Origin of the sequence: Mycolicibacterium llatzerense (assembly GCF_000878195.1) — a bacterium.
Classification (GTDB): domain Bacteria; phylum Actinomycetota; class Actinomycetes; order Mycobacteriales; family Mycobacteriaceae; genus Mycobacterium; species Mycobacterium llatzerense.
Genome location: NZ_JXST01000009.1, coordinates 1 through 21,543, shown reverse-complemented (window position 1 = coordinate 21,543; position 21,543 = coordinate 1). Strand labels below are relative to the sequence as shown.

Genomic DNA, 21,543 nt, shown 5'->3' with positions numbered 1-21,543 from the left:
ACGGAGGTACGACAAGTTGCGTCGAAGACAGTGTCCGGCGACAGTCGGGCCCAGCGTCTGGCAGCATCATTGCGGTGAGCTTGCAGGTGTACCGCTACGGACCGGCGCGGCCGGCACAGATTCTGGCCCTGCACGGCCTGACCGGCCACGGAAAGCGGTGGCAGACCCTGGCGGACGGGTATCTGCCCGAATATGCCGTGCTGGCACCGGATCTCCTGGGACATGGTCATTCGTCGTGGGCGGCGCCGTGGAACATCGACGAGAACGTGGCGGCCCTGGCCGCTCTGCTCCACGACGAGGCCGACGGTCCGGTGGTCGTGGTGGCCCATTCGTTCGGCGGCGCGATAGCACTCAATCTCGCTGCCGCCCACCCCAATCTGGTGTCGGGCCTGGTACTGCTGGACCCCGCGACCGGGCTGGACGGCAGCTGGATGAGCGAGATCGCCGACGCCATGCTCGGGTCCCCCGACTACCCGGACCGGCAGGAGGCGCACGCCGAGAAGGTGAACGGATCGTGGGGCGAGGTCTCCGCGAAGTACCCCGGGGAACTCGAACGCGACCTGGACGAACACCTGGTCGCCCTGCCCGGCGGACGCGTCGGCTGGCGGATCAGCCTGCCCGCCATGATGTCGTACTGGAGCGAGCTGGCCCGCCCGATTGTGTTGCCTCAGCAGGGCACCCCGACGACGCTGGTGCTGGCCAAGCAGACCCACCCGGCTTACGTGACCGGTGAGCTGGTGTCCGGGTTGCAGGCGCGGCTGGGCGCCGACTTCGAGCTGGCCGAATTCGACTGCGACCACATGGTGCCGCACGCCATGCCCGCCGAAACCGCCGATGTGATCCGGCGACACCTGGTCTGACCATGGCCGCGGTCACGGAGGAACAGGTGGAGATAGTGCGCGACCTCGTCGCCTCGATACCGTCCGGCCGGGTGTCGACCTACGGCGACATCGCTGATGCCGCAGGGCTTTCCAGCCCGCGGATCGTCGGCTGGATCATGCGGACCGATTCCTCGGACCTGCCCTGGCACCGAGTGATCAGCGCGGCGGGCCGGCCGGCAGCGCATCTGGCGACGCGGCAACTCGAAAGACTGCGCGCCGAAGGCGTGCTGGCCGTCGACGGCCGGGTTCGGTTGCGGGAGTATCGGCACGAGTTCTGATGCTTGAGACGCCTGACCTCGAGCCGTCCCAGGTCTGGCTCACCCGACGGTGATGGCGTCCAACCGTTCCTTGATGAACTCCGAGGAGACCACCGGAGCCAGCCCGGACACCGTTCCGATGGGCGGCCCCAACGGCGTGATGAGCGCATCGTGGTTGGCTTCGTAGAAGTAGATCAGCGACACCAGGTCTTCTTCCGGAGCGTGCGGTTGCGGCGGCAGCACGCGATGCCGGCCGGACGGCCAGCGTCGTCCACTCCAATACTCCAGCAGGTCACCGATATTCACCGTCAGCGCGCCGGGTTGCCAGGGGGCGTCCTCCCAGCCCTCGGCGTCGGAATACACCTGCAGCCCGCCGGCGCCCGGCTCCCGGTCGAGCACCGTGACGGTGCCGAAATCGGTGTGCGGGCCGATGCGGAACTGTCCAGGCTCGGGTTCACCCACCACGCTCACCGGTGGGTAGTGGTTGATGTTCATCGTCCACGTCGGCCGATCTGCCAGCGCGGCAAAAGGATTCGCCGGCAACCCCAGCGCGTGCGCAAACAGGGCCAGCAGATCGTCGGACAGCCGGCGCATCTGGGCGGTGTATTCATCCACCAACGTCTGCAATGCGGGCACTTCTGCGGGCCATACGTTGGGGGCGAACCAGATTCGATCCACCTCCGGATCCCCGGTCGATGTCTCCGCGCCCAGACTGAAGCTCTCTTTGAGATCCGGTGGCGTCTCGGTGCCCTCGGCGTAACCGTTGGCCTCGGCACCCGGGCCGATCCAGCCGTGTCCGCCGACCGGCACCGAGTACTGCCGCTTCACCTCCTCGGACAACGCGAAGAATTCCCGGCTGGCCGCGCGAACCGCAGCCGCCAATCCCTGGTCCACCCCGTGACCGGTGACCACGATGAAACCGGCTCGCTGCAAACCTTCGTCGACTTCGGCGGCCAACGCGTCAGCCTCGGCTCCGCCGGCATACCAGCGGGAAATGTCCACTGTCGCAATGACACTCATTCGCCGATATCCTCCGCCCACAATTCGGGGCGGGCGCTGATGAACTCTGCCATCATCGCCACGCACCGCTCGTCGTCCAAAACCGTGACCGCCACACCATGTTCGGCCAGCCAATCATGACCTCCGCGGAACGTGCGGGCCTCCCCGATCACCACCGCGCCGATGCCGAATTGCCGCACCAGTCCGCTGCAATACCAGCACGGCGAGAGCGTCGTCACCATGATGGTCGAGCGGTAGCCGCGCTGACGTCCGGCCGCACGGAATGCGTCGGTCTCGGCGTGCACCGAGGGATCATCGTTCTGCACCCGACGGTTGTGGCCGGCACCCAGGAGTTCGCCATTGGCTCGAAACAACGCCGCACCGATCGGAATACCACCCTCGGCCAGCCCAGTTCGCGCTTCAGCGACCGCGACGTCGAGCATCTGTTCGGGGGTCATATGACGGCGCGTTCCGCGGCGATTTTCGATCGACACAGCACCAGGTAGGCGGCACCGGAGATGAGGAAGCCGACGAAGAAGGTGATGTCGCCGAGTTTCGGCACCGCCTGGGCGATATAGCCGACGAACTTCTCCTGGTTGGAGAACAACAACACCGACAGTCCCAGCCCCAGCGCGAAGGACAACAGCCCGGGCCAGTTCGAGTACGAGCGGTCGTAGAGATACCCGGCGATCTGTTGCCCGCGGCGCAGATACTGATCGGCGAAGACCACACCCAGCCAGGGGCCGATCCAGTAGGCGATCACCAGCAGGAACGCTTCATAGCTGTGCGCGGCATCGGGCAACGCCCACCAGGCGATCAGGAAACCGGCCACGCCGAAGAAGACGGTCACCAGAGCCCGCGCAATGTGTGGCGGCAACGTGATCCCGATGGTCACGAAAGCCATTGCCCCAGAATAGACATTGAGCGCATTGGCGGCGATCGCACCGACCGCGATGGCCATCAGTGTCGCCTTGGCCAGCAAGGGCGCAAGCTCGGCGGTGAACGACCCGGTCGGATTGCCCAGGCTCGCCACTCCGACAGTCGTCGATGCCGCCCCGACGATCTCCAGGGCCACACACGACACGAACAACCCGGTGGAGGCGAAGAACCCCGTCGCGAAAGTGGACACCGCCGACGGCAGATAGCGGGTGTAGTCCGCGGCGTACGGGGTCCAGCCGGCCGCGTAACCGAACGCGGTACCGACGGTGAGCAGGAAGCCCCCGAGTCCGCCAACCCCGCCCGACGGCGCCGGCGCACCCAGATCCGCGTGCGCGAAAATTCCCACCGATGCCGCGCCGAAGACGATGACGAGCGCCGGGAACGACCAGCGCTCGAACGCCTGCACCAGATTGTGGCCGAAGAACGCGAACGCGGTCTGCAACACCACGATGATGATCAGGCCGATCAGTGGCCCGAAGCCGAACAGGGTGGACAGGGCAAACGCACCGCTGACACTGTTGGTGGCAAACCAGCCGACGCCCGCGGTGATCGACATCAACGTCGCGGGCAGTGCGTTTCCCTTGAACCCGAACGCCATTCGTCCCAGTACCATCTGTGGCACGCCGTGCAGCGGTCCACGCGCGGACAGGAAATAGTGCGCGATGGCACCCAGGCCGGTACCGATGATGATCCCGGCGACCGCCTGCCAGAAGCTCATGCCGAACGCGAGGACGGCCAGCATGCCGACGAACACCGTCGCGAATTCCATGTTGGGTGACGTCCACGTCCAGAACAGCTGACTCGGCTTGCCGTGCCGGTCCGCCTCGGCGATGAACTCGTTGCCGCCGGGTTCGACCGCAACGATCCTGTCTTGGTAGGTCCCGTCGGTGGTGGGTTCAACAGCCGTCATGCGAGGTAACTTTCTCACCGAACGGGGCACGCTGCCATTCGAATGGCGGCGAGCAGGCTAGAGAACCAGTCGCACCAAGGCTGCGGTACGGGCCAGACCGGGGAAGGCCGCCGCCGTCGACCGCGGGTGCAGGGCATGGACCGCGAGCCGGAAGATCAAGGCGCGCAACAGCATCTGTGGCCACTCGGGCAGCGACGCCCAGCGTTCGATGAGACCGTCGTCGGCCTCGCCCCACGACAGCGCGTCGACAACGACCACGCCCGCGGCCCACGATGCCGGCCGCCAGTACGGCGTGATGTCGGTGATGCCGGGCGCGGCGGTGCCGGCGAACAGCACCGTGCCGTAGAGGTCGCCGTGCACCAGCTGGCTCGGGTTGCGCGTCGGCTTGCGCAGGGACGCAAGCTGATTGATCAGTTCGACCGACCGGCGGCCATCCGAGGTACCCGGCACCGCCTGGGCACCTGGCGGCAACGACTGCAGCGGCCGGTCTTCCCAGGCGGCGCGGTCGGCGGCGATGAACACGTCGACGTCGCTCCACGGCACGGCGGGCGGTTGCGTCAGGAAGCGCGGACGCTCGAGCTTGGCGGTCGCCTCGTGCAACCGCACCGCGGCCGAGACGATCTCGTCGTGACGCGGTTCAGGGGTGCCGGTGACAAACGTGTCGGCGCGCCAGCCGGCGACGACGTAGCGCCCGTCCGTCGCGCGCACGGGACGGGCCAGCCGGACGCCGTCGACGAACAGCGTCTCGCGCACTTTCGCCGACCAGGAGGCCCGGGCATTGTCGGCGACCATGGACAGCACCACCTCGCCGCAGCGCCAGCCGCCCTCCCAGCTCGAGCCGAGTGGGACCGGCCGGAGACCGGTCAGGCCGAACGCCGTAAGCACATGTTCGGGGGGACGGTCGACGGTCACCCGATCAGACTAAGGTGTGCCCGGCCGGACGCAGCCTTCTCCCGTCGCTTCGCTCGCCCCGCGTGTCCATCCCGTCGCTTCGCTCGCCCCAATGTGTCAGTACATGACCATGTCGGGTTCGAGTTGCCTGGCCCACGCCACGATTCCGCCCTGCAGGTGCAGCGCGTCGGCGAATCCGGCCTGCTTCAGGGCGAGCAGGGCCTCTGCCGACCGGATCCCGGTCTTGCAGTACAGCACCGCAATTCGGTCCTGCGGCACCCGGGCCAACCCGGCCCCGGAGTCGAGGGTCGACTTGGGAATCAGTTCGGCGCCCTCGATGTGGTTGATGGCCCACTCCACGGGTTCCCGCACGTCGATCAGCGCGACGGGCTTGCCGGAGTCGAGCAGCTGCCGCAGCTCTGCCGGGGTGACGGACGAATCGGCCGCCGCTTCGGCTGCTTCGTCGGAGACCACGCCGCAGAACGCGTCGTAGTCGATGAGCTCGGTGATCTTCGGCGTCGCCGGATCCTTGCGAATCCCGATGGTGCGGTACGTCATGTCCAGCGCGTCGTAGATCATCAGCCGGCCCAACAGCGACTCGCCGATGCCGGTGATGAGCTTGATGGCCTCGGTACCCATCACCGAGGCGACGGAGGCGCAGAGAATTCCCAGCACCCCGCCCTCGGCGCACGACGGCACCGTGCCCGGGGCCGGGGGCTCCGGGTAGAGGTCGCGGTAATTGAGCCCGCGGCCGTCGGGGGCGTCCTCCCAGAACACCGACACCTGGCCGGAGAACCGGTAGATCGAGCCCCAGACGTAGGGCTTGTGGGCCAGCACCGCGGCGTCGTTGACGAGGTAGCGGGTGGCGAAGTTGTCGGTGCCGTCGAGGATCAGGTCGTACTGCTCGAACAGCGGCACCGCGTTGTCGGTGTCGAGCCGGAACTCGTGGAGATTGACGGTGACCAGCGGGTTGATCTCGAGGATCGACTCGCGGGCGCTCTGGGCCTTGGGCCGGCCGACGTCGGATTGGCCGTGGATGATCTGGCGCTGCAGATTCGATTCGTCGACGACGTCGAACTCGACGATGCCGATGGTGCCGACGCCGGCCGCCGCAAGATAGAGCAGTGTCGGGGAACCCAGTCCCCCGGCACCGATCACGAGCACCCGGGCGTTCTTCAGCCGCTTCTGCCCGTCGACCCCGAGGTCCGGGATGATCAGGTGGCGGCTGTACCGTGCCACCTCGTCACGGGTGAGTTCGGCCGCCGGCTGCACCAGCGGCGGCAACGGGGTCGCCATGCCTTCAACAGTAGTGAGCCGCTTCGCCGTACATTTCTGGGCCGCTCGACGGCCGCTCGCGGGGGTCAGGGAATGGGGTACGGCCAGGAGTTGACGTGGCAGGTCTTGCCGTCCGCCTTGACGGACTCCGGGTCGAACTTGGCGTCGTCGTTGTTGTTGGTCGAGAAGGTCTGCTGCATCATGATCGGCGCCAGCCCGCCGTTGTCGCCGCACGGCTCGTGCATCCGGAAGCCGAGGGCGTGCCCGACCTCGTGGTTGATCAGGTACTGGCGGTAGGAGCCGATGTCGCCCTGGAACGGCACGGCACCGCGCACCCAGCGCGCCTCGTTGATGAACACGCGGGACTGGGCCTTGCCGCCGTCGGCCGGGAAGTACGCCGGGTTGAAGCACGACGACTCCAGCGGGATGTCGTAGCCGCAGCCCTCACGCACCGTCATCGGCGAGGTCAGGGACACCCGGAAGTCGGGGTTCTCCGGCGACGACGCGTCGAGTCGCGTGAAGGCGAACTTCCCGTCGTGCGTCCAGCTCTTCGGGTTGGCGAGGGTTTCGGCGACCATCCGGGCAAACGCCTCGTCACCGCCGAAGCTGGTGGTGTCGACGCCGTCCTCCACCTCGACGGTGTAGGTCACCGACTTGGTGGCGCCCTGACCGATCTTGGGGGTGGTGCCCGGCACGACATGCCAGGCCTTGGCGCCGGCCTCGGTGAACGGTCCGCCGTCCGGGAGGATGCCGGTGGGCAGGTTGACGTCGAACTGGGTCAGGCCCTTGGGCGGTGCGCCGACGATCGCGGTGCTCGCCGAATTGATGGTGGGCTGACCGACCAGCGGTACGTGCGGGTGCGCCGGCGTGATCGGCTTGGGACCGGAGATGCCCTGGTAGACCACCATTCCGGTGACGATGGCCAGCGCCGGCAGAGCGTATGCGCGCCACCCGTACGTGGACACGAAACGACCCAGCCAGGACTGCTTGCGCCACTGCTGCCGATCGTCCCGATTGGATCGGAGCCGCCCTGAGTCCTCGGCCACCGGATCTCGCTGCGCGCGCAAAGGCTCACGCCACTCATTGCGCACCACAGGGACGCGACCGGTGCCTCGGCCCGGGTCGTAGGTCACGGAACCAGGATGGCATAGAGCTGGGCGAACGCCGGACATGGCACGCCACCGGGCGTTCAAGTGCGGCAGACACAATCGCCGAACCGCTGGTAGCACGCGAATGCCGCGAACTAACGGTAGTAGTGTCGTGGCGATAAACTGCCGGGTCGGTCAACCTGAACAACAGGTTGGGCGGCCATGAACACCAGGGTCCGGACCGGTCCCTGAACAGTTGGTCACGGACATGTGTGCCGGACAATGCCAGATTGAGGACGTGATGAGCGAGGTTGCCAACACCTCTGACGCCAGAGGCACGCAAGCCGGAACTGACGGCGCGCAGGGCGGCCCGACCACGAATCGGCGGGGCAACCGACTGCCCCGGGACGAGCGACGCGGCCAGCTGCTGATCGCGGCCAGCGACGTCTTCGTGGACCGCGGCTACCACGCCGCCGGCATGGATGAGATCGCCGAGCGCGCCGGTGTGAGCAAACCCGTCCTGTACCAACACTTTTCGTCGAAGCTCGAGCTGTACCTGGCGGTGCTGCAGCGGCACGTCGACAACCTGCTGCAGGGTGTCCGCGGGGCGTTGAGCACCACCACCGACAACCGGCTGCGCCTGCGTGCCGCCGTCGAGGCGTTCTTCGACTTCATCGAGCACGACAGCCAGGGCTACCGGCTGATCTTCGAGAACGACTACGTCACCGAGCCGCAGGTGTCGGCACAGGTCAAGGTGGCCACCGACTCGTGCACCGATGCGGTGTTCGACCTGGTCAGCAGCGACTCGGGCCTGGAAGCGCACCGCGCTCGGATGATCGCCGTCGGCCTGGTCGCGATCAGCGTCGACTGCGCCCGCTACTGGCTGAACAACGACCGCCCGATCTCGAAGGATGCGGCCGTCGACGGCACGGTGCAGTTCGCCTGGGGCGGGCTGTCACACGTTCCACTCACCCGCTGACGCGGCTCGAACCAAACAAAACTGCCCCTCTCCGAACGGAGAGGGGCAGTTTTTTGCTTGCGGCAGTAGTCAGTCCTTGCCGGTGACGCCGAAGCCGACCCGGCGGACGTCGGCCGCACCGATCTCGACGTAGGCGATCCTGGCGGTCTGCACCAGGAACCGGCGACCCTTCTCGTCAGTCAGCGCCAGGACGCCCGACTCCTTGGCGAGCGCGTCGGTGACCAACGCCTCCACTTCCTCCGGAGTCTGCGCGCTGTTGAGGAACAGTTCGCGCGGGCTGTCGGTGACCCCGATCTTGACCTCCACGCTGACCCCTTTCATTCGTTTCAAGACTTCATTCGAGCTGCAATAGAACTCTCCTCAGGAGGCTAGTGGACGACGGTGGCCGCGGTACCCGCGGGCACGTTCGCGCTAGGCGAACCATGTACGTGGGTGCCGGTGGCGGACCGGCGGGACGCGCCGTCGAGGTCACGACGTCGTCACAGTTGCCGCCTGGAAATCCCCGCCCGCCGACACCACTTTGCGAGGTCGCGACGGGTCGTCTCGGCGCGGTGGACCCAACCGAGTCCCGACCGTTATCCGATGGCCAGCGAGCCAACCTCATCCGTAACTTTCACACCACTAGCATCGACGAGGTAAGTGAAACTCGACCGGGGAAAGTCGCCATGAGCAGGACATATTCGCGATATTCAGCACCGTCGGGGGCGTCCACCGACGGCTACGGGGACACCCCCAGCTACCAGGGTTACGACCGCGGCCACAGCTACGGCAGCGCCAACTACGGCTACGGCTCCAGCACCGGGTACGGCTCGTACAGTTCGGCCACCGATCTGGCCGACCGCCCCACCGGCGAGTACACCAGCACCTACGGCGACACCGACCGGTTCACGGCGGCCGACGCCGATTACGCCGGCAGTGATGCCGACGCGGCGTACGACGATTACGACGACGACGAGATCTACGAGTACGACGACGCCATCGATCGGCGCTGGGTGTGGGTGGCCGGCGTCGCCGGCGCCATCCTGCTGGTCGCGGTCATCTGCACCGTCGTGATCCTCGGCGGCGGCGACAGCGGCCCGGTCACCGCGCCGATCACCCCGCCCAGCACCAGCCAGTCCGCCGCGCCGTCGGCCGCAGCAGCGCCGTCAGCGGCTCCGCGCCCCCGGGTGACCGCCGCGCCGCCATCGGCGTCACTGGCGCCCGAGACCGTCACGACCGTCACCCCGACCGCACCGGCCCCGACGGCCGAGGCCGTCCCGCCGGTCGATCCGGCGGCCGTACCCGCGGCGCCCGTCCCGAACACGGTGACGTACCGGATCACCGGCAACAAATCGCTGTTGGACCTGGTCACGGTCATCTACACAGACGGACAGGGCGCGCTGCAGACGGACGTCAATGTGTCCCTGCCGTGGGCCAAGACGATCACCCTGAACCCGGGCGTCTCGCTGAGCTCGGTGACCGCCACCAGCGTCACCGGTCAGCTGAACTGCTCGATCAGCGATGGGTCGGGCGCAGCGGTCGCCGCGCAGAACAACAACACGTTGATCACCACCTGCACGAAGTAGTCACCACGGCACCACAGAACCGGGTGCGTGAGCTCAGCCGAGGCCGAGTTCGCGTACCCGGTTTTTGTGTGTCTCCTGCAGGCGCTCGAAGAACTCGGTCATCTGGGTCAGGCCCTCGCCACTGGACAGCACCAGGTCGACGAGCTCGTCGTGCTCGGCCATCACGAACTGCGCCTGGGTGATCGCCTCCCCCAGCAGCCGCCGCGACCACAGCGCCAGCCGGTGCCGCTGCCGGTCGCTGGCGCCGACCGCGGCCCGCACCTCGGCCACCACGAACTGGGAGTGGCCGGTTTCCGACAGCACCGCACGAACCACGTCGGCTGCCTCTGCGGGCAGCGACCCGGCGATCTCCAGGTAGAAATCCGCCGCCAGGGCGTCGCCGACGTAGGTCTTGACCAACGCCTCCAGCCAGGTGCTCGGAGTCGTCAGCCGATGGTAATTCTCCAGTGCCGGAGCGTATTTCGTCATCGCAGGGACGACGTCGACGCCACGACGCAGCAAGGCCTCGCGCAACACGTCGAAGTGGCCCATCTCGGCAGCGGCCATCCGCGCCAGGTTGATGCGGCCGGCCAGGTTCGGCGCCATCCGCGCCTCCTCGGTCAACCGGTAGAACGCGGCGACCTCCCCGTAGGCCAACAACGCGAACAACTCGTTGATACCGGGATGATCACCGGACACCGCCGGCTGCACCGGAGTTGCCGTCTGCTCGGGCTGCGCCTGGGACGTCGAAGGCATGGCCCCAACTCTAGACCGCGACTCGCGTCACAGCCGACCGGCGACGCGACCAGCTACAATAGTCTCGGCTGTAGCCGTTTCCGTAGAGCGAGACAGGCTGCGACCAAGGAAATGTGCGTGCACGTGTTGGCCCGCCTCCATCCGCGACCTACGCGGTAGGCGGTTCTCCAGCTCGCCGGAAACCCGGCTGAATTCGGCAGAATCGCCCCGAGGGCCCCAAGTGTTTGTCGTCAGACTCGTGCGCGCGTGGAACAACAGCGAGCACTGACTCCGATGACACTGGAAGGCATCCACGCCACCTCATGACCGCTTTAACTGCAACGATCACAGAAGAAAAAACCTTCGCTGACCTCGGTGTTCGGGACGAAATCGTCCAGGCATTGACCGAGGACGGCAAGCACCACCCGTTCGCCATCCAGGAGCTGACCCTCCCCTTGGCACTGGCCGGCGACGACCTCATCGGCCAGGCCCGCACCGGTATGGGCAAGACCCTGGCGTTCGGCGTGCCGCTGCTGCACCGCGTCGCCTCCGATCCGTCGCTGCCGCTGACCGGCACCCCCCGCGCCCTCGTCGTGGTCCCCACCCGTGAGCTCTGCATCCAGGTGTACGGCGATCTGACGATGGCCGGCAAACACCTCAGGGCCGGCGAGTCCGGGGAACGCAAACTCCGCGTCGAAGCCATCTACGGTGGCCGTCCCTACGAGCCGCAGATCGAAGCCCTGCGCCAAGGCGTCGACGTCATCGTCGGCACCCCGGGCCGGCTCCTGGATTTGGCCCAGCAGGGCCACCTGCAGCTGGGCGGCCTGAGCGTCCTGGTCCTCGACGAGGCCGACGAGATGCTGGACCTGGGCTTCCTGCCCGACATCGAGCGCATCCTGCGCCTGACCCCGGATTCCCGGCAGGCGATGTTGTTCTCGGCCACCATGCCGGACCCGATCATCACGCTGGCCCGCACCTTCATGAACCAGCCGACGCACATCCGGGCCGAGGCCCCGCACTCGGCGGCCACCCACGACTCCACCAAGCAGTACGTCTACCGCGCCCACGCGCTGGACAAGGTGGAGATGGTCAGTCGCATCCTGCAGGCCAACGGCCGCGGCGCGACCATGATCTTCACCCGCACCAAGCGCACCGCCCAGAAGGTGTCCGACGAGCTCGCCGAGCGCGGCTTCAAGGTCGGCGCCGTCCACGGTGACCTGGGCCAGATCGCCCGCGAGAAGGCCCTCAAGTCGTTCCGCAACGGAGAAATCGACGTCCTGGTAGCCACCGACGTCGCAGCCCGCGGCATCGACATCGACGACATCACGCACGTCATCAACTACCAGATCCCCGAGGACGAAATGTCCTACGTGCACCGCATCGGCCGCACCGGTCGCGCCGGCAAGACCGGTATCGCGGTCACGCTGGTGGACTGGGACGAGCTGACCCGGTGGACGATGATCGACAAGGCCCTCAACCTGGACTGCCCGGACCCGGCCGAGACCTACTCCCGGTCGCCGCACCTGTACGAAGAGCTGGACATCCCGACCGACGTCACCGGCTCGGTCGGTACGTCCCGGGTGAAATCGGAGAAGAAGGCCCCTCGCTCTTCGGCCGACCCCGAGCTCAAGCGCGAGTCCAGCACCGACAAGGACCGCCCGGCCCGTGGCCGCAGCCGGGCCCGCCGCCGCACCCGCGCCGGCGAGTCGGCCACCGGCCATGTCGAGGCATCCGGAGCCGCCGAAGGCGAGACCGCCGAAGGCAGTGCACCGGAAGGCGACAGCCCCGCCGAGTCGACCCACTCGGGTCGCCGCCGCCGGCGTCGTCGTCCGAGCAAGGCCACAGCTGGGGCGGCCACTGAAGCCCCGGCCGTCGCAGCGCCTGCAGCCGAGTAGCCGCAGGCCGCCCGAGCCCTATGGTCAAACCGGAACGACGTACCAAAGCTGATCTGATCGCCGCCGCGGCCATCGCGGTGGTGGTCGCCGTCGGCGCAGCGGTGATCTGGTGGAACAGCGACGCGCGGGCCACCGTCAGCCGGCCCGCCGAACGCCCCATCCCGGCGTTGCATGCCGCGAAGACGGTGCCCACAGCGCTGCATGAACTGTGGACCGCGGCCAGCGGCAAGACCACTCGTCCGGCGGTCGTCGGCGGCGTCGTGGTGACCGGCAATGGCGATGAGATGCAGGGTCGCGACCCGGTCACCGGCAACACCCTGTGGAGCTACTCGCGCGACCTCGAGCTGTGCGGCGTCACCACCGTCTACCAATTCGCGGTGGCGGTGTATCCCGACGGGCGCGGCTGCGGACAGGCCAGCGCCATCGATGCGAGCACCGGGCGACGCGGCCCGGCCCGCAGCAGCCTGGCCGATGCCGAGGTCAAGCTGTCCACCGACGACACGACGATCCTGTCGTACGGCGACAGCCGGCTCGAGCAGTGGCGCTCCGACCTGGTGCGGATGATCAGCTACGGCTACCTCGACGCAGTCGTCAAACCCGGCGTGCCGGCCTCTCCCCTGTGCCGACTGACGTCCGCCGCGGCCAGCCCGTCGTCGGTGGCCGTCATGGAGGCCTGCCCCAAGCAGAACGACCTGCGGCTGACGCTGCTCAAGGCAGCCAAGGAAGAGGACCAGCCGGACGTCAAGCGCGTGGCACTGCCCGGCGTCAGCGTGGACTCCGACGCGCAGGTGATCGCGGTGTCAGAGACCAAGGCGGCAATCTACGTGCCGACGCCGCAGCCGTGCGTGAACATCATCGACGAAACCGGCAACACCATCGCCAGCACCTTGCTGCCGCATCCCCCGACGCCGGTGACCGCGACGACTCGCGTCGGTGACGTCGTCACCTGGTACACGGGCGATTCGGTGCTGGTCTTCGATGCCAACGGGCTGCGCTACCGGTACACCGTCAGCGCGCAGGGCGGGCAGGCACCGATCGGCCCGGCCACCATGCTGGCCGGGCATCTGCTGGTTCCGGTGACCAGCGGCTACGACACCTTCGACGCGCTGAGCGGCGCCGGCCAGACGCACATCGCGCTGGCCCGGCAACCGGTCAACACCGCGGTCATTCCCGCCATGGCGGGCCCGACGCTGCTGGAGCAGCGGGGCAGCCAGTTGGTCGCGTTGGGTCAGTGACCCGACCGATCACACGTCAGGGGTGAAGACGGGCAGCGCCTTGTTCTTCTTCCAGTGTTTCAGCAGAGCCGACGCCAGCTCGCGATAAGCGATGGCGCCCTTGTTCTTTCGGCCCGCGAGCACCGACGAACCGGAGGCACTGGCCTCGGCGAACCGCACCGTCCGCGGGATCGGCGGGGCGAGCACCACGAGGCTGTAGCGGTCGGCCACGTCGAGCAGGACATCCCGGCTGTGCGTGGTGCGGGCGTCGTACAGCGTCGGGAGCGCGCCCAGCAGCCGCAGGTCGGGGTTGGTGATCTGCTGCACGTCGGTGACGGTCCGCAGGAACTGGCCGACACCGCGGTGGGCCAGCGTCTCGCACTGCAGCGGCACGACGACGTCGTTGGCGGCCGTCAGACCGTTCAGGGTCAGCACACCCAGCGACGGCGGGCAGTCGATGATGACCACGTCGAACTGGTCGGCGATCTTCGCCAGCGCGCGTTTGAGCGCGTACTCCCGGCCCGCCCGCATCAGCAGCATGGCCTCGGCGCCGGCCAGGTCGATGTTGGCCGGCAGCAGCGTCATGCCTTCGGCGGTCGAGACCAGCGCAGTGTCGGGTTCCACGTCACCGAGCAGCACCTCGTGCACCGACACGGGCAGCTTGTCCGGATCCTGGCCGAGGGAGAAGGTCAGACAGCCCTGCGGATCGAGGTCGACAAGCAGAACCCGCTGGCCTTCCTCGGTCAGCGCTGCACCCAGAGAAGCCACTGTTGTCGTTTTTGCGACGCCACCCTTTTGGTTGGCGACCGCAAGTACCCGCGTCACGGTGCCCATCCTGACACGCGGCCATGTGGCGCCGCTCACCGTGGGGCAGAATCTCGGACGTGAGTACCGCAGCCGACCCGTCAAAACACCGGCTGCTCCTGCTTCGCCACGGGCAGACCGAATGGTCGCGCAGCGGCCGGCACACCGGACGCACCGACCTGGAACTGACCGAGGAAGGCCGGCAGCAGGCCCGCAGCGCCGCCTCGGCACTGGCCGAACTGAAGCTCGACGATCCGCTGGTGATCAGCAGCCCGCGCCAACGCGCCGTCGTCACCGCCGAACTCGCCGGGCTGGACGTCGCCGAGACCACCGAACTACTGGCCGAGTGGGACTACGGCGATTACGAGGGCCTCACCACCCCGCAGATTCGCGAGCAGGTCCCCGACTGGCTGGTGTGGACGCACGGCTGCCCCGGCGGCGAGAGCCTGGCCGACGTCAGCGCCCGCGCCGACCGGGCCGTGGCACTGGCCCTGGAGCACCTGGCGACGCGCGACGTCGTGTTCGTCGGGCACGGTCACTTCTCGCGCGCGGTGATGACCCGCTGGATGGAGCTTCCGATCACCGACGGCATCCGGATCTCCATGGCGGCGGCCTCGATCTCGGTGTGCGGCTTCGAGCATGGCGTGCGCCAGCTCGTCGCGCTCGGTCTGACCGGCCACCCCAACCCGTGCCTGCCCGAGTGAACCCGGTCTTTGTACTGGCAGGCCCCGATGGGGTCATGCTGGCCGAAGGGCCTGCCGAGGCGTTCTCAGATCTGGACGACGCACGGCGGGCGCTGGCCGACGACGACGTGCCGATTCTTGTGGGCGCCTTGCCCTTTGACCTGGGCTCCCCAGCCGCGTTGATGGCGCCGGCCGCCGTCACCTATGCCGATGCCCTGCCCTTCACCGACGACCGACTGCCGGCAGTCCGGATCGCGGCCAGCCTGCCGTCCCCCGATGAGCACCGGGCCCGGGTGGCCGCCGCGGTGCAGGCCCTGCGCGATCCGTCGACAGGCCTGCACAAGGTGGTGCTGGCCCGGGCGCTGCAATTGGTCGCCGAGGACGCGCTGGATCCGTATGCAGTGCTGGCCCGCCTCGCCGAAGATCGCAGCGCCACAGCATTTTTCACCGATCTCAGCGCGGCCGGTCCGCCATACTCCGGCACCGCGTTGCTCGGCGCGAGCCCGGAACTGTTGGTGGCCCGCCGCGGCGACATGGTCACGTGCAAGCCGTTCGCCGGGTCGGCGCCGCGGTCCGCCGACCCGGAGACGGACGCCGCCAACGGCGCCGCGCTCGCGGCGTCGGCCAAGAACCGGCATGAGCATCAGCTGGTGGTCGACATCATGCGCGAGGCGCTCGAACCGCTGTGCAGTGAACTCGACATCGCCGCCGAGCCACAGGTCAGCGCCACCACGGCCGTCTGGCATCTGAGCACACCCATCGTGGGACGTCTGCGCGAACCCTCCACCACCGCACTGGATTTGGCCATCGCGCTGCACCCGACACCGGCGGTCGGCGGGGTCCCCACCGCGGCGGCGGCCCGGCTGATCGCCGAGTTGGAGGGCGACCGCGGGTTCTACGCCGGCGCGGTCGGCTGGTGCGACAGTGTCGGAGACGGCCGGTGGGTGGTGTCGATCCGGTGCGGCCAGCTGGCCGCGGATCGGCTGTCCATCGATGCCCGCGCCGGCGGCGGTATCGTCGCCGAGTCCGACCCCGATGACGAAGTCACCGAGACCACAACAAAATTCAGGACGATGCTGACCGCACTACAAGTGGAACAATGACGGAGTACGACAAATGACAACGATCATCCGCCCAGTCCAACCGGGCGACGAAGTCGAGATCACCGCGATGATCCACGAACTGGCCGCCTTCGAGAAGGCCGCCGACCAGTGCACGGTGACCGAAGCCCAGATTCGGACCGCGTTGTTCGGCGGCGCCGAGTCGGGCCAGGCCGCCGTTTCGGGGCATTTCGTCGAGGTCGACGGCCGGCCGGCGGCGTTCGCCCTGTGGTTCCTGAACTTCTCCACGTGGGACGGCGTCTCCGGCATCTACCTCGAGGACCTGTTCGTGCGCCCCGACTTCCGGCGCCGCGGCCTGGCCCGCAAGCTGCTGTCGACGTTGGCGGCCGAATGCGTCGAGCGCGGGTACACACGGCTGCAGTGGGCGGTGCTGAACTGGAATGTCAACGCCATCGCGCTGTATGACGAGGTCGGCGGCACACCGCAGTCCGAGTGGACGACCTACCGGGTGTCCGGCCCGGAGCTGACCGCATTGGCCCAGGGCTGACCTTTCAAACACCAGGGTCACACCCGCCCCAACGGTGTTAATCTGCGCCCGGGTCAACCGGAGGGACGGCAATGCGATTCCAGCGTCGGCAACTGCTGTCCAAGGTGAGCATCCAGTCCAAGCTCGTGGTGATGCTGGTGCTGTGCACCATCGTGGCAGCGACCGTCGTCGGTGTCATCGGGTTCTGGGCCGGCCGCGCCTCGCTGCGGGACTCGGTCTTGAACCGGCTCACCGAACTTCGGCAGTCCCAGTCCCGCGAGCTCAAGGATCAGCTGACTGATCTGAGGAACTCGATGATCATCTACGCGCGCGGCGCCCACACCCAAGCCGCACTGGCGGACTTCACCGCGGGCTTCGACGCACTGGCCGACAAGCCCATCAGCCCGGCCCAGTCCCAGGCGATCACCGACTACTACACCAACACCTTTCTCAACCAGGTGCAGCAGTCCAGCGGCGCCAAGCTGAACGTCGATCAACTGCTCCCGCGGGAGAACCCCCAGCGGTATCTGCAGGCGAACTACACCGCCGTCCGGAAGAACGACGACACGGCGATCAAGGTCGACGACGCCCGCGACGGCAGCACCTGGTCGGCGGCCAATGCCCGGTATCAGGACTTCTTCCGGGAGATCGTGGGCCGCTTCGAATTTCAGGACGCCATCCTGCTCGACAACCGCGGCAACATGGTCTACACCGCGTACAAGGACGTCGACCTGGGCACGAACATCCTGACCGGACCGTACAGCGGCTCCAAACTCCGTGGCGCATACGAGAAAGCGATGTCCGCCAACGCCGTCGACTACGTCGGCATCACCGATTTCGAGGTGTACCAGCCGGCGGAGAACGAACCCACCGCCTGGATGGTCACGCCGATCGTGACCGCGGGGCGCGCGATGGGCGTGCTGGCCCTGCAGTTCCCCGTCTCGAAGATCAACCGCCTGATGACGTTCGACAAGCGCTGGAACGAATCTGGCCTGGGCAATACCGGCGAGGTCTTCCTGGTCGGACCCGACGATCTGATGCGTTCGGACTCCCGGATGTTCCTGCAGGATCCGCAGGCCTACAAGCGCGACGTCGTCGCGGCGGGCACGCCGGCCGACGTCGCCGCTCGGGCCATCCAATTGGGCGGCACCACCCTGGTGCAGCCCGTGCCGCCGGACACCAACCGGCAGGCCCTGCGCGGTGAATCGGGAACCCGACTGGCCACCGACTATCTGGGCCACGAGGTGCTACTGGCCTACGCGCCCATCGTGATTCCCGACGCCGAACTGCACTGGACCATCATCGGCAAGATCGACACCTCGGAGGCCTTCCAGCGGGAGACCGCATTCACCAGGACCATGGTGCTGACGACCGTCGGGATCATCTTCGCCGTCTGCATCGCGGCGATGTTCCTGGCCCAGCTTTTCGTCCGGCCGCTCCGCCGGCTCGAAGCCGGCGCGCAGCGGATCAGCGCGGGCGACTACGACGTCACCGTCCCCGTCGAGACGCGAGACGAAATCGGCGAGCTGACAGAGGCTTTCAACGAGATGAGCCGAAGCCTGACCGTCAAGGAAGAGCTCCTCGTCGAGCAGCGCAAGGAGAACGCGAAGCTCTTGGCGCTGCTGATGCCCGAACCGGTCGCCGAGCGCTACCAGCAGGGCGAGGAGATCGTCGCCGAGGAGCACCAGAACGTCACGGTGATCTTCACCGAGATCCTGGGGCTGGACCGGCTGCAGGCGCAGCTGACGTCACAGGGGTCGCTCTCGGTGGTCAACGAGATCGAGCGCCAATTCGACGCGGCCGCAGACAGTCTCGGCATCGAGCGCGGCCGCCCGATCCGCAACGGCTACCTGGGCAGCTGCGGTCTCAACGTACCGAGACTGGACAACGTCCGGCGGACCGTCGACTTCGCCCTGGAATGCGAACGGATCATCGACCGGTTCAACAGTGAAACCGGCAACCACCTGAGCCTGCGGGCCGGCATCGACACGGGCACCGTCAGCAGTGGCCTCGGCGGTCAGCACTCGGTGGTCTACGACATGTGGGGTGCGGCGGTCAACGTCGCGTACCAGGTCAAGAGCGGTTCACCGCAACCGGGAATCGACGTCACCGACCGGGTGTATCAGGCGCTGCAAGCCACCATGACCTTCACGTCCGTCGGCACAATATCGGTTGACGGACAGGACGAGCCGATCTGGCGACTGGTGGAACCGCGGTGATCGCCGACGTGTTCACCTCGGCCTGGTTCTACTGGGCCGTGGGCATCGCAATCGGATTGCCGATCGGGCTGGTCGCGCTCACCGAATGGCAGCACGCACTGCGCCGCAGGCAAAGCTTCCTGCTCCGGCCGGTGACCGTATTGCGCAACTACCTGCTGCCGATCGGCGCACTGCTGCTGCTGCTGACCGAGGCCCGGCAGGTCCCGGCTGGATCCACCTCGGTGCGCACCGTCGCAACGCTTTTCGCGTTCGTCGTGCTGGTCCTGCTGCTGTCCGGGGTGAACGCCGCACTGTTCCAGGGCGCCCCGGCCGGGACCTGGCGCAAGCGGGTGCCGACGATCTTCGTCGACGTCGCCCGGTTCGTGCTCATCGCGGTCGGGCTCGCGGTGATCTTCTCGTACATCTGGGGCGCGAACGTCCGTGGCCTGTTCACCGCGCTGGGGATCACCTCGATCGTCATCGGCCTGACGCTGCAGAACTCGGTGGGCCAGATCATCTCGGGCCTGCTGATGTTGTTCGAGCAGCCGTTCCAGATCGGCGACTGGCTGGATACCACCGCCGCACGGGGCCGGGTGGTCGAAGTCAACTGGCGCGCAGTACATCTGGAGACCGGCTCCGGGTTGCGGATCACGCCGAACTCGGTCCTGGCCGGGGCGTCGTTCACCAATCTGAGCCGGCCGGCCAGCGCACATTCGATCACCGTGACCACGATCTTCTCGCTCGACGACCCACCGAACCAGGTGTGCGCGATGCTGACCCGGCTGGCCGGCGACCTACCGATGCGGCGCCGGGAAGGCACCGCGTCAGCAACGCCCGCGGGAGGACTCGAGTATCAGACCACCATTCCGCTGCACTCCCCCGCCGACGACGGCGATGCGAAAACACTTTTCCTGCAATGGGTCTGGTACGCCTCCCGGCGGATGAGCCTGCACCTGGACGAAGCCGAAGATGAGTTCTCGACGCCCGAACGGCTCGCGGAGGCCGTCAGCCGGGTCATCGCGCCGACGTTGCAGCTGAACGCCGAGCAGCAGACCGAGCTGGCCCCGGCCGCAACGTTGGAACGCTACGCAATCGGCGAGACGATCCAGCGCGCCGGCGAGGTGCCGGAGGGCATGAGATTCATCGTGTCCGGTCGCATCCAGCTGACCACCGGCACCGCGGACGACCCGGGCGCGGTGATCGGAATCCTCGACGAGGGCGGCTATCTCGGTCAGAGCACTCTGACCCGCCAGCCGGTCATCGGCAGCGCGCAGGCGCTCGACGAAGTGACCCTGGTGCACGTCGAGCGGGACTGCATCGAGACGGTGGTGCAGCGAAATCCGGTGCTGCTACAGGAATTCGGCCGTGTCATCGAAGACCGCCGGGCCCACGCCCAGCGCGCGCTGAGCGCCGACTGAAACCTTCAGTCCTGCTTCGAGATCCAGTGCACGGTCGACGGGCTGAACAACAACCCGAGCGTGACGATCGCCACCAGCCCGACGACGATGGCGTACTGCAACTGGCCGGACTGGAAGACGTACCACGCGACTCCCAGCAGCAGCAGATTGGCGAACACGCCGATGCCACGGCCCCAGCGTCGCCCGGTGATCAGCGCCCAGCCGCCGGCAAGCACACCACCGCAGATGCACACCAGCCACAGCGCGTTGCCGTATCCGCTGACGATGTGCTGATCGGCGCCGGCCAGCCCGCGCACCACGTACACCGCTGCCCCGATCAAACCGAGCACACCTTCGGCGGCCACCAGGAACCCGGCCCGGCGGACGGCCGGCGGATGGATGGTCGGATCACTCACCGCGACAACCGATCTGCCAGGTACCGCACCGCCAGTTCGTAGCCGATGGGCCCGGCGCCGGCGATCACGGTCTCGGCCACCGCCGACACGTAGGAGTGGTGCCGGAAGGCCTCGCGCTTGTGGATGTTGCTCAAATGCACTTCGGCAACCGGCAATTCGGCCGCGGTGAGCGCGTCCGCGATGGCCACCGACGTGTGGCTGTAGGCCGCCGGGTTGATCACGATGCCGACGCAGTCGGTGCGCGCCGCCTGAATCGCGTCGACCAGTTCACCTTCGTGATTGCTCTGCACCGCACGCACGGAGAAGCCGAGCTGTGCCGCCAGGTCGGTGACGGCCTGCTCGATCTGCGCCAGGGTGGTCGAGCCGTAGATTTCCGGCTGGCGAGTCCCCAACAGATTCAGGTTGGGCCCGTTGACGAGGAGCAGGCGGCGATCGGTCACCTACCCACGGTACCGGCTGCGAACAGGCAGAATTGCTCGGTGCCGACCAACAGTCAACCGTGTCGCTGCGATACCGGGATGGAGTACGCCGCCTGCTGCGGCCCGCTGCACCGCGGCGAGCGGCCCGCCACCACCGCAGTCGCTCTGATGCGTTCCCGGTTCACCGCGTTCGCCCTCGGCGACGTCGATTACCTGCTGACGACGTGGCACCCGAGCACCCGCCCGACAGACCTCGATCTCGACGCCGAGGTGCTCTGGCGCCGGCTACAGATCGTCGACACCGAGGCCGGTGGCGAACACGACCCGACCGGCGTGGTGCAGTTCCGCGCCCAGTACGTGCACGACGGCGGCCGGCACATCCTGCACGAGCGCAGCCGCTTCACCCGCGACCGCGACGGCCGATGGCTGTAC

General features: G+C 67.6%; 23 protein-coding genes. 12 read left to right on the top strand and 11 right to left on the bottom strand.

The window, feature by feature from the left end; genetic code table 11:
* Nucleotides 1-74 precede the first annotated feature (74 nt).
* A complete protein-coding gene (locus TL10_RS08170; protein WP_390892792.1) occupies nt 75-860 on the top strand; it encodes an alpha/beta fold hydrolase in 786 nt (261 codons plus the stop codon).
* 2 nt (nt 861-862) lie between these two features.
* A complete protein-coding gene (locus TL10_RS08165) occupies nt 863-1,159 on the top strand; it encodes an MGMT family protein (protein WP_043985259.1) in 297 nt (98 codons plus the stop codon).
* A gap of 39 nt (nt 1,160-1,198) precedes the next feature.
* Here the strand turns inward: TL10_RS08165 and TL10_RS08160 are convergent, their stop codons facing one another.
* The 6 genes from TL10_RS08160 to TL10_RS08135 form a co-directional block, all read right to left on the bottom strand.
* On the bottom strand, nt 1,199-2,158 hold the full coding sequence (locus TL10_RS08160; protein ID WP_043985258.1) for an isopenicillin N synthase family dioxygenase: 960 nt from the start codon (nt 2,156-2,158) through the stop codon (nt 1,199-1,201).
* Entirely contained in the window at nt 2,155-2,595 is a 441-nt protein-coding gene (locus tag TL10_RS08155; RefSeq protein WP_043985257.1) for a nucleoside deaminase, read from the bottom strand. The genes TL10_RS08160 and TL10_RS08155 overlap by 4 nt, the downstream gene beginning before the upstream one ends.
* The gene (locus TL10_RS08150; RefSeq protein WP_043392478.1) at nt 2,592-3,986 is read right to left on the bottom strand and encodes a purine-cytosine permease family protein; all 1,395 of its coding nucleotides are present in this window, start codon (nt 3,984-3,986) and stop codon (nt 2,592-2,594) included. The genes TL10_RS08155 and TL10_RS08150 overlap by 4 nt, the downstream gene beginning before the upstream one ends.
* A 57-nt stretch (nt 3,987-4,043) precedes the next feature.
* On the bottom strand, nt 4,044-4,898 hold the full coding sequence (locus tag TL10_RS08145; RefSeq protein WP_043392475.1) for a TIGR02569 family protein: 855 nt from the start codon (nt 4,896-4,898) through the stop codon (nt 4,044-4,046).
* Nucleotides 4,899-4,994: 96 nt separating this feature from the next.
* Nucleotides 4,995-6,173: an adenylyltransferase/sulfurtransferase MoeZ gene (moeZ, locus tag TL10_RS08140; protein WP_043392472.1), complete on the bottom strand. Its 1,179-nt coding sequence runs from the start codon at nt 6,171-6,173 to the stop codon at nt 4,995-4,997.
* Between the two features lie 65 nt (nt 6,174-6,238).
* Nucleotides 6,239-7,285 carry a DUF3152 domain-containing protein gene (locus TL10_RS08135; RefSeq protein WP_043392469.1) on the bottom strand — a complete coding sequence of 349 codons (1,047 nt, stop codon included), beginning with the start codon at nt 7,283-7,285 and terminating at the stop codon, nt 6,239-6,241.
* Between the two features lie 256 nt (nt 7,286-7,541).
* Between TL10_RS08135 and fasR the strand changes: the two genes are divergently transcribed.
* Nucleotides 7,542-8,219: an HTH-type transcriptional activator FasR gene (gene fasR / locus TL10_RS08130; RefSeq protein WP_043392938.1), complete on the top strand. Its 678-nt coding sequence runs from the start codon at nt 7,542-7,544 to the stop codon at nt 8,217-8,219.
* Between the two features lie 69 nt (nt 8,220-8,288).
* On the opposite strand, the gene TL10_RS08125 is transcribed toward fasR, so the two are convergent.
* Nucleotides 8,289-8,525 carry a DUF3107 domain-containing protein gene (locus TL10_RS08125; protein WP_043392935.1) on the bottom strand — a complete coding sequence of 79 codons (237 nt, stop codon included), beginning with the start codon at nt 8,523-8,525 and terminating at the stop codon, nt 8,289-8,291.
* A 359-nt stretch (nt 8,526-8,884) separates the two neighbouring features.
* Between TL10_RS08125 and TL10_RS08120 the strand changes: the two genes are divergently transcribed.
* A complete protein-coding gene (locus TL10_RS08120) occupies nt 8,885-9,784 on the top strand; it encodes a hypothetical protein (RefSeq protein ID WP_043392467.1) in 900 nt (299 codons plus the stop codon).
* Between the two features lie 33 nt (nt 9,785-9,817).
* Here TL10_RS08120 and TL10_RS08115 read toward each other — a convergent pair whose 3' ends face one another.
* Nucleotides 9,818-10,519 (bottom strand): ferritin-like fold-containing protein, encoded by a 702-nt coding sequence (locus TL10_RS08115; protein WP_043392464.1) that lies wholly within the window; start codon nt 10,517-10,519, stop codon nt 9,818-9,820.
* 302 nt (nt 10,520-10,821) lie between these two features.
* Between TL10_RS08115 and TL10_RS08110 the strand changes: the two genes are divergently transcribed.
* Both TL10_RS08110 and TL10_RS08105 read left to right on the top strand, forming a co-directional pair.
* Nucleotides 10,822-12,393: a DEAD/DEAH box helicase gene (locus TL10_RS08110; RefSeq protein ID WP_043392463.1), complete on the top strand. Its 1,572-nt coding sequence runs from the start codon at nt 10,822-10,824 to the stop codon at nt 12,391-12,393.
* A 20-nt stretch (nt 12,394-12,413) separates the two neighbouring features.
* A complete protein-coding gene (locus TL10_RS08105; RefSeq protein WP_043392461.1) occupies nt 12,414-13,628 on the top strand; it encodes an Rv3212 family protein in 1,215 nt (404 codons plus the stop codon).
* 9 nt (nt 13,629-13,637) lie between these two features.
* On the opposite strand, the gene TL10_RS08100 is transcribed toward TL10_RS08105, so the two are convergent.
* Nucleotides 13,638-14,441 carry a ParA family protein gene (locus tag TL10_RS08100; RefSeq protein ID WP_043392459.1) on the bottom strand — a complete coding sequence of 268 codons (804 nt, stop codon included), beginning with the start codon at nt 14,439-14,441 and terminating at the stop codon, nt 13,638-13,640.
* 14 nt (nt 14,442-14,455) lie between these two features.
* Between TL10_RS08100 and TL10_RS08095 the strand changes: the two genes are divergently transcribed.
* From TL10_RS08095 to TL10_RS08075, 5 genes are all read left to right on the top strand, one after another.
* Nucleotides 14,456-15,115, top strand: a complete 660-nt coding sequence (locus TL10_RS08095) for an acid phosphatase (protein WP_043985255.1) — start codon at nt 14,456-14,458, stop codon at nt 15,113-15,115.
* A 35-nt stretch (nt 15,116-15,150) separates the two neighbouring features.
* On the top strand, nt 15,151-16,197 hold the full coding sequence (locus TL10_RS08090) for an isochorismate synthase (RefSeq protein ID WP_043985332.1): 1,047 nt from the start codon (nt 15,151-15,153) through the stop codon (nt 16,195-16,197).
* A 13-nt stretch (nt 16,198-16,210) separates the two neighbouring features.
* Complete coding sequence (locus tag TL10_RS08085; protein WP_043392456.1) at nt 16,211-16,702, top strand: GNAT family N-acetyltransferase; 492 nt, start codon at nt 16,211-16,213, stop codon at nt 16,700-16,702.
* Nucleotides 16,703-16,773: 71 nt separating this feature from the next.
* Nucleotides 16,774-18,900, top strand: a complete 2,127-nt coding sequence (locus tag TL10_RS08080) for an adenylate/guanylate cyclase domain-containing protein (protein ID WP_043392454.1) — start codon at nt 16,774-16,776, stop codon at nt 18,898-18,900.
* On the top strand, nt 18,900-20,297 hold the full coding sequence (locus tag TL10_RS08075; RefSeq protein ID WP_043392933.1) for a mechanosensitive ion channel family protein: 1,398 nt from the start codon (nt 18,900-18,902) through the stop codon (nt 20,295-20,297). The genes TL10_RS08080 and TL10_RS08075 overlap by 1 nt, the downstream gene beginning before the upstream one ends.
* Nucleotides 20,298-20,302: 5 nt before the next feature.
* Here the strand turns inward: TL10_RS08075 and TL10_RS08070 are convergent, their stop codons facing one another.
* Nucleotides 20,303-20,692: a hypothetical protein gene (locus TL10_RS08070; protein ID WP_043985253.1), complete on the bottom strand. Its 390-nt coding sequence runs from the start codon at nt 20,690-20,692 to the stop codon at nt 20,303-20,305.
* Entirely contained in the window at nt 20,689-21,132 is a 444-nt protein-coding gene (gene aroQ / locus TL10_RS08065; RefSeq protein ID WP_043392452.1) for a type II 3-dehydroquinate dehydratase, read from the bottom strand. Before aroQ ends, TL10_RS08070 begins: the two co-directional genes overlap by 4 nt.
* Nucleotides 21,133-21,210: 78 nt before the next feature.
* Here aroQ and TL10_RS08060 point away from each other — a divergent pair.
* A partial coding sequence (locus tag TL10_RS08060; protein WP_043985331.1) for a YchJ family protein occupies nt 21,211-21,543 on the top strand: 333 nt, incomplete at its 3' end.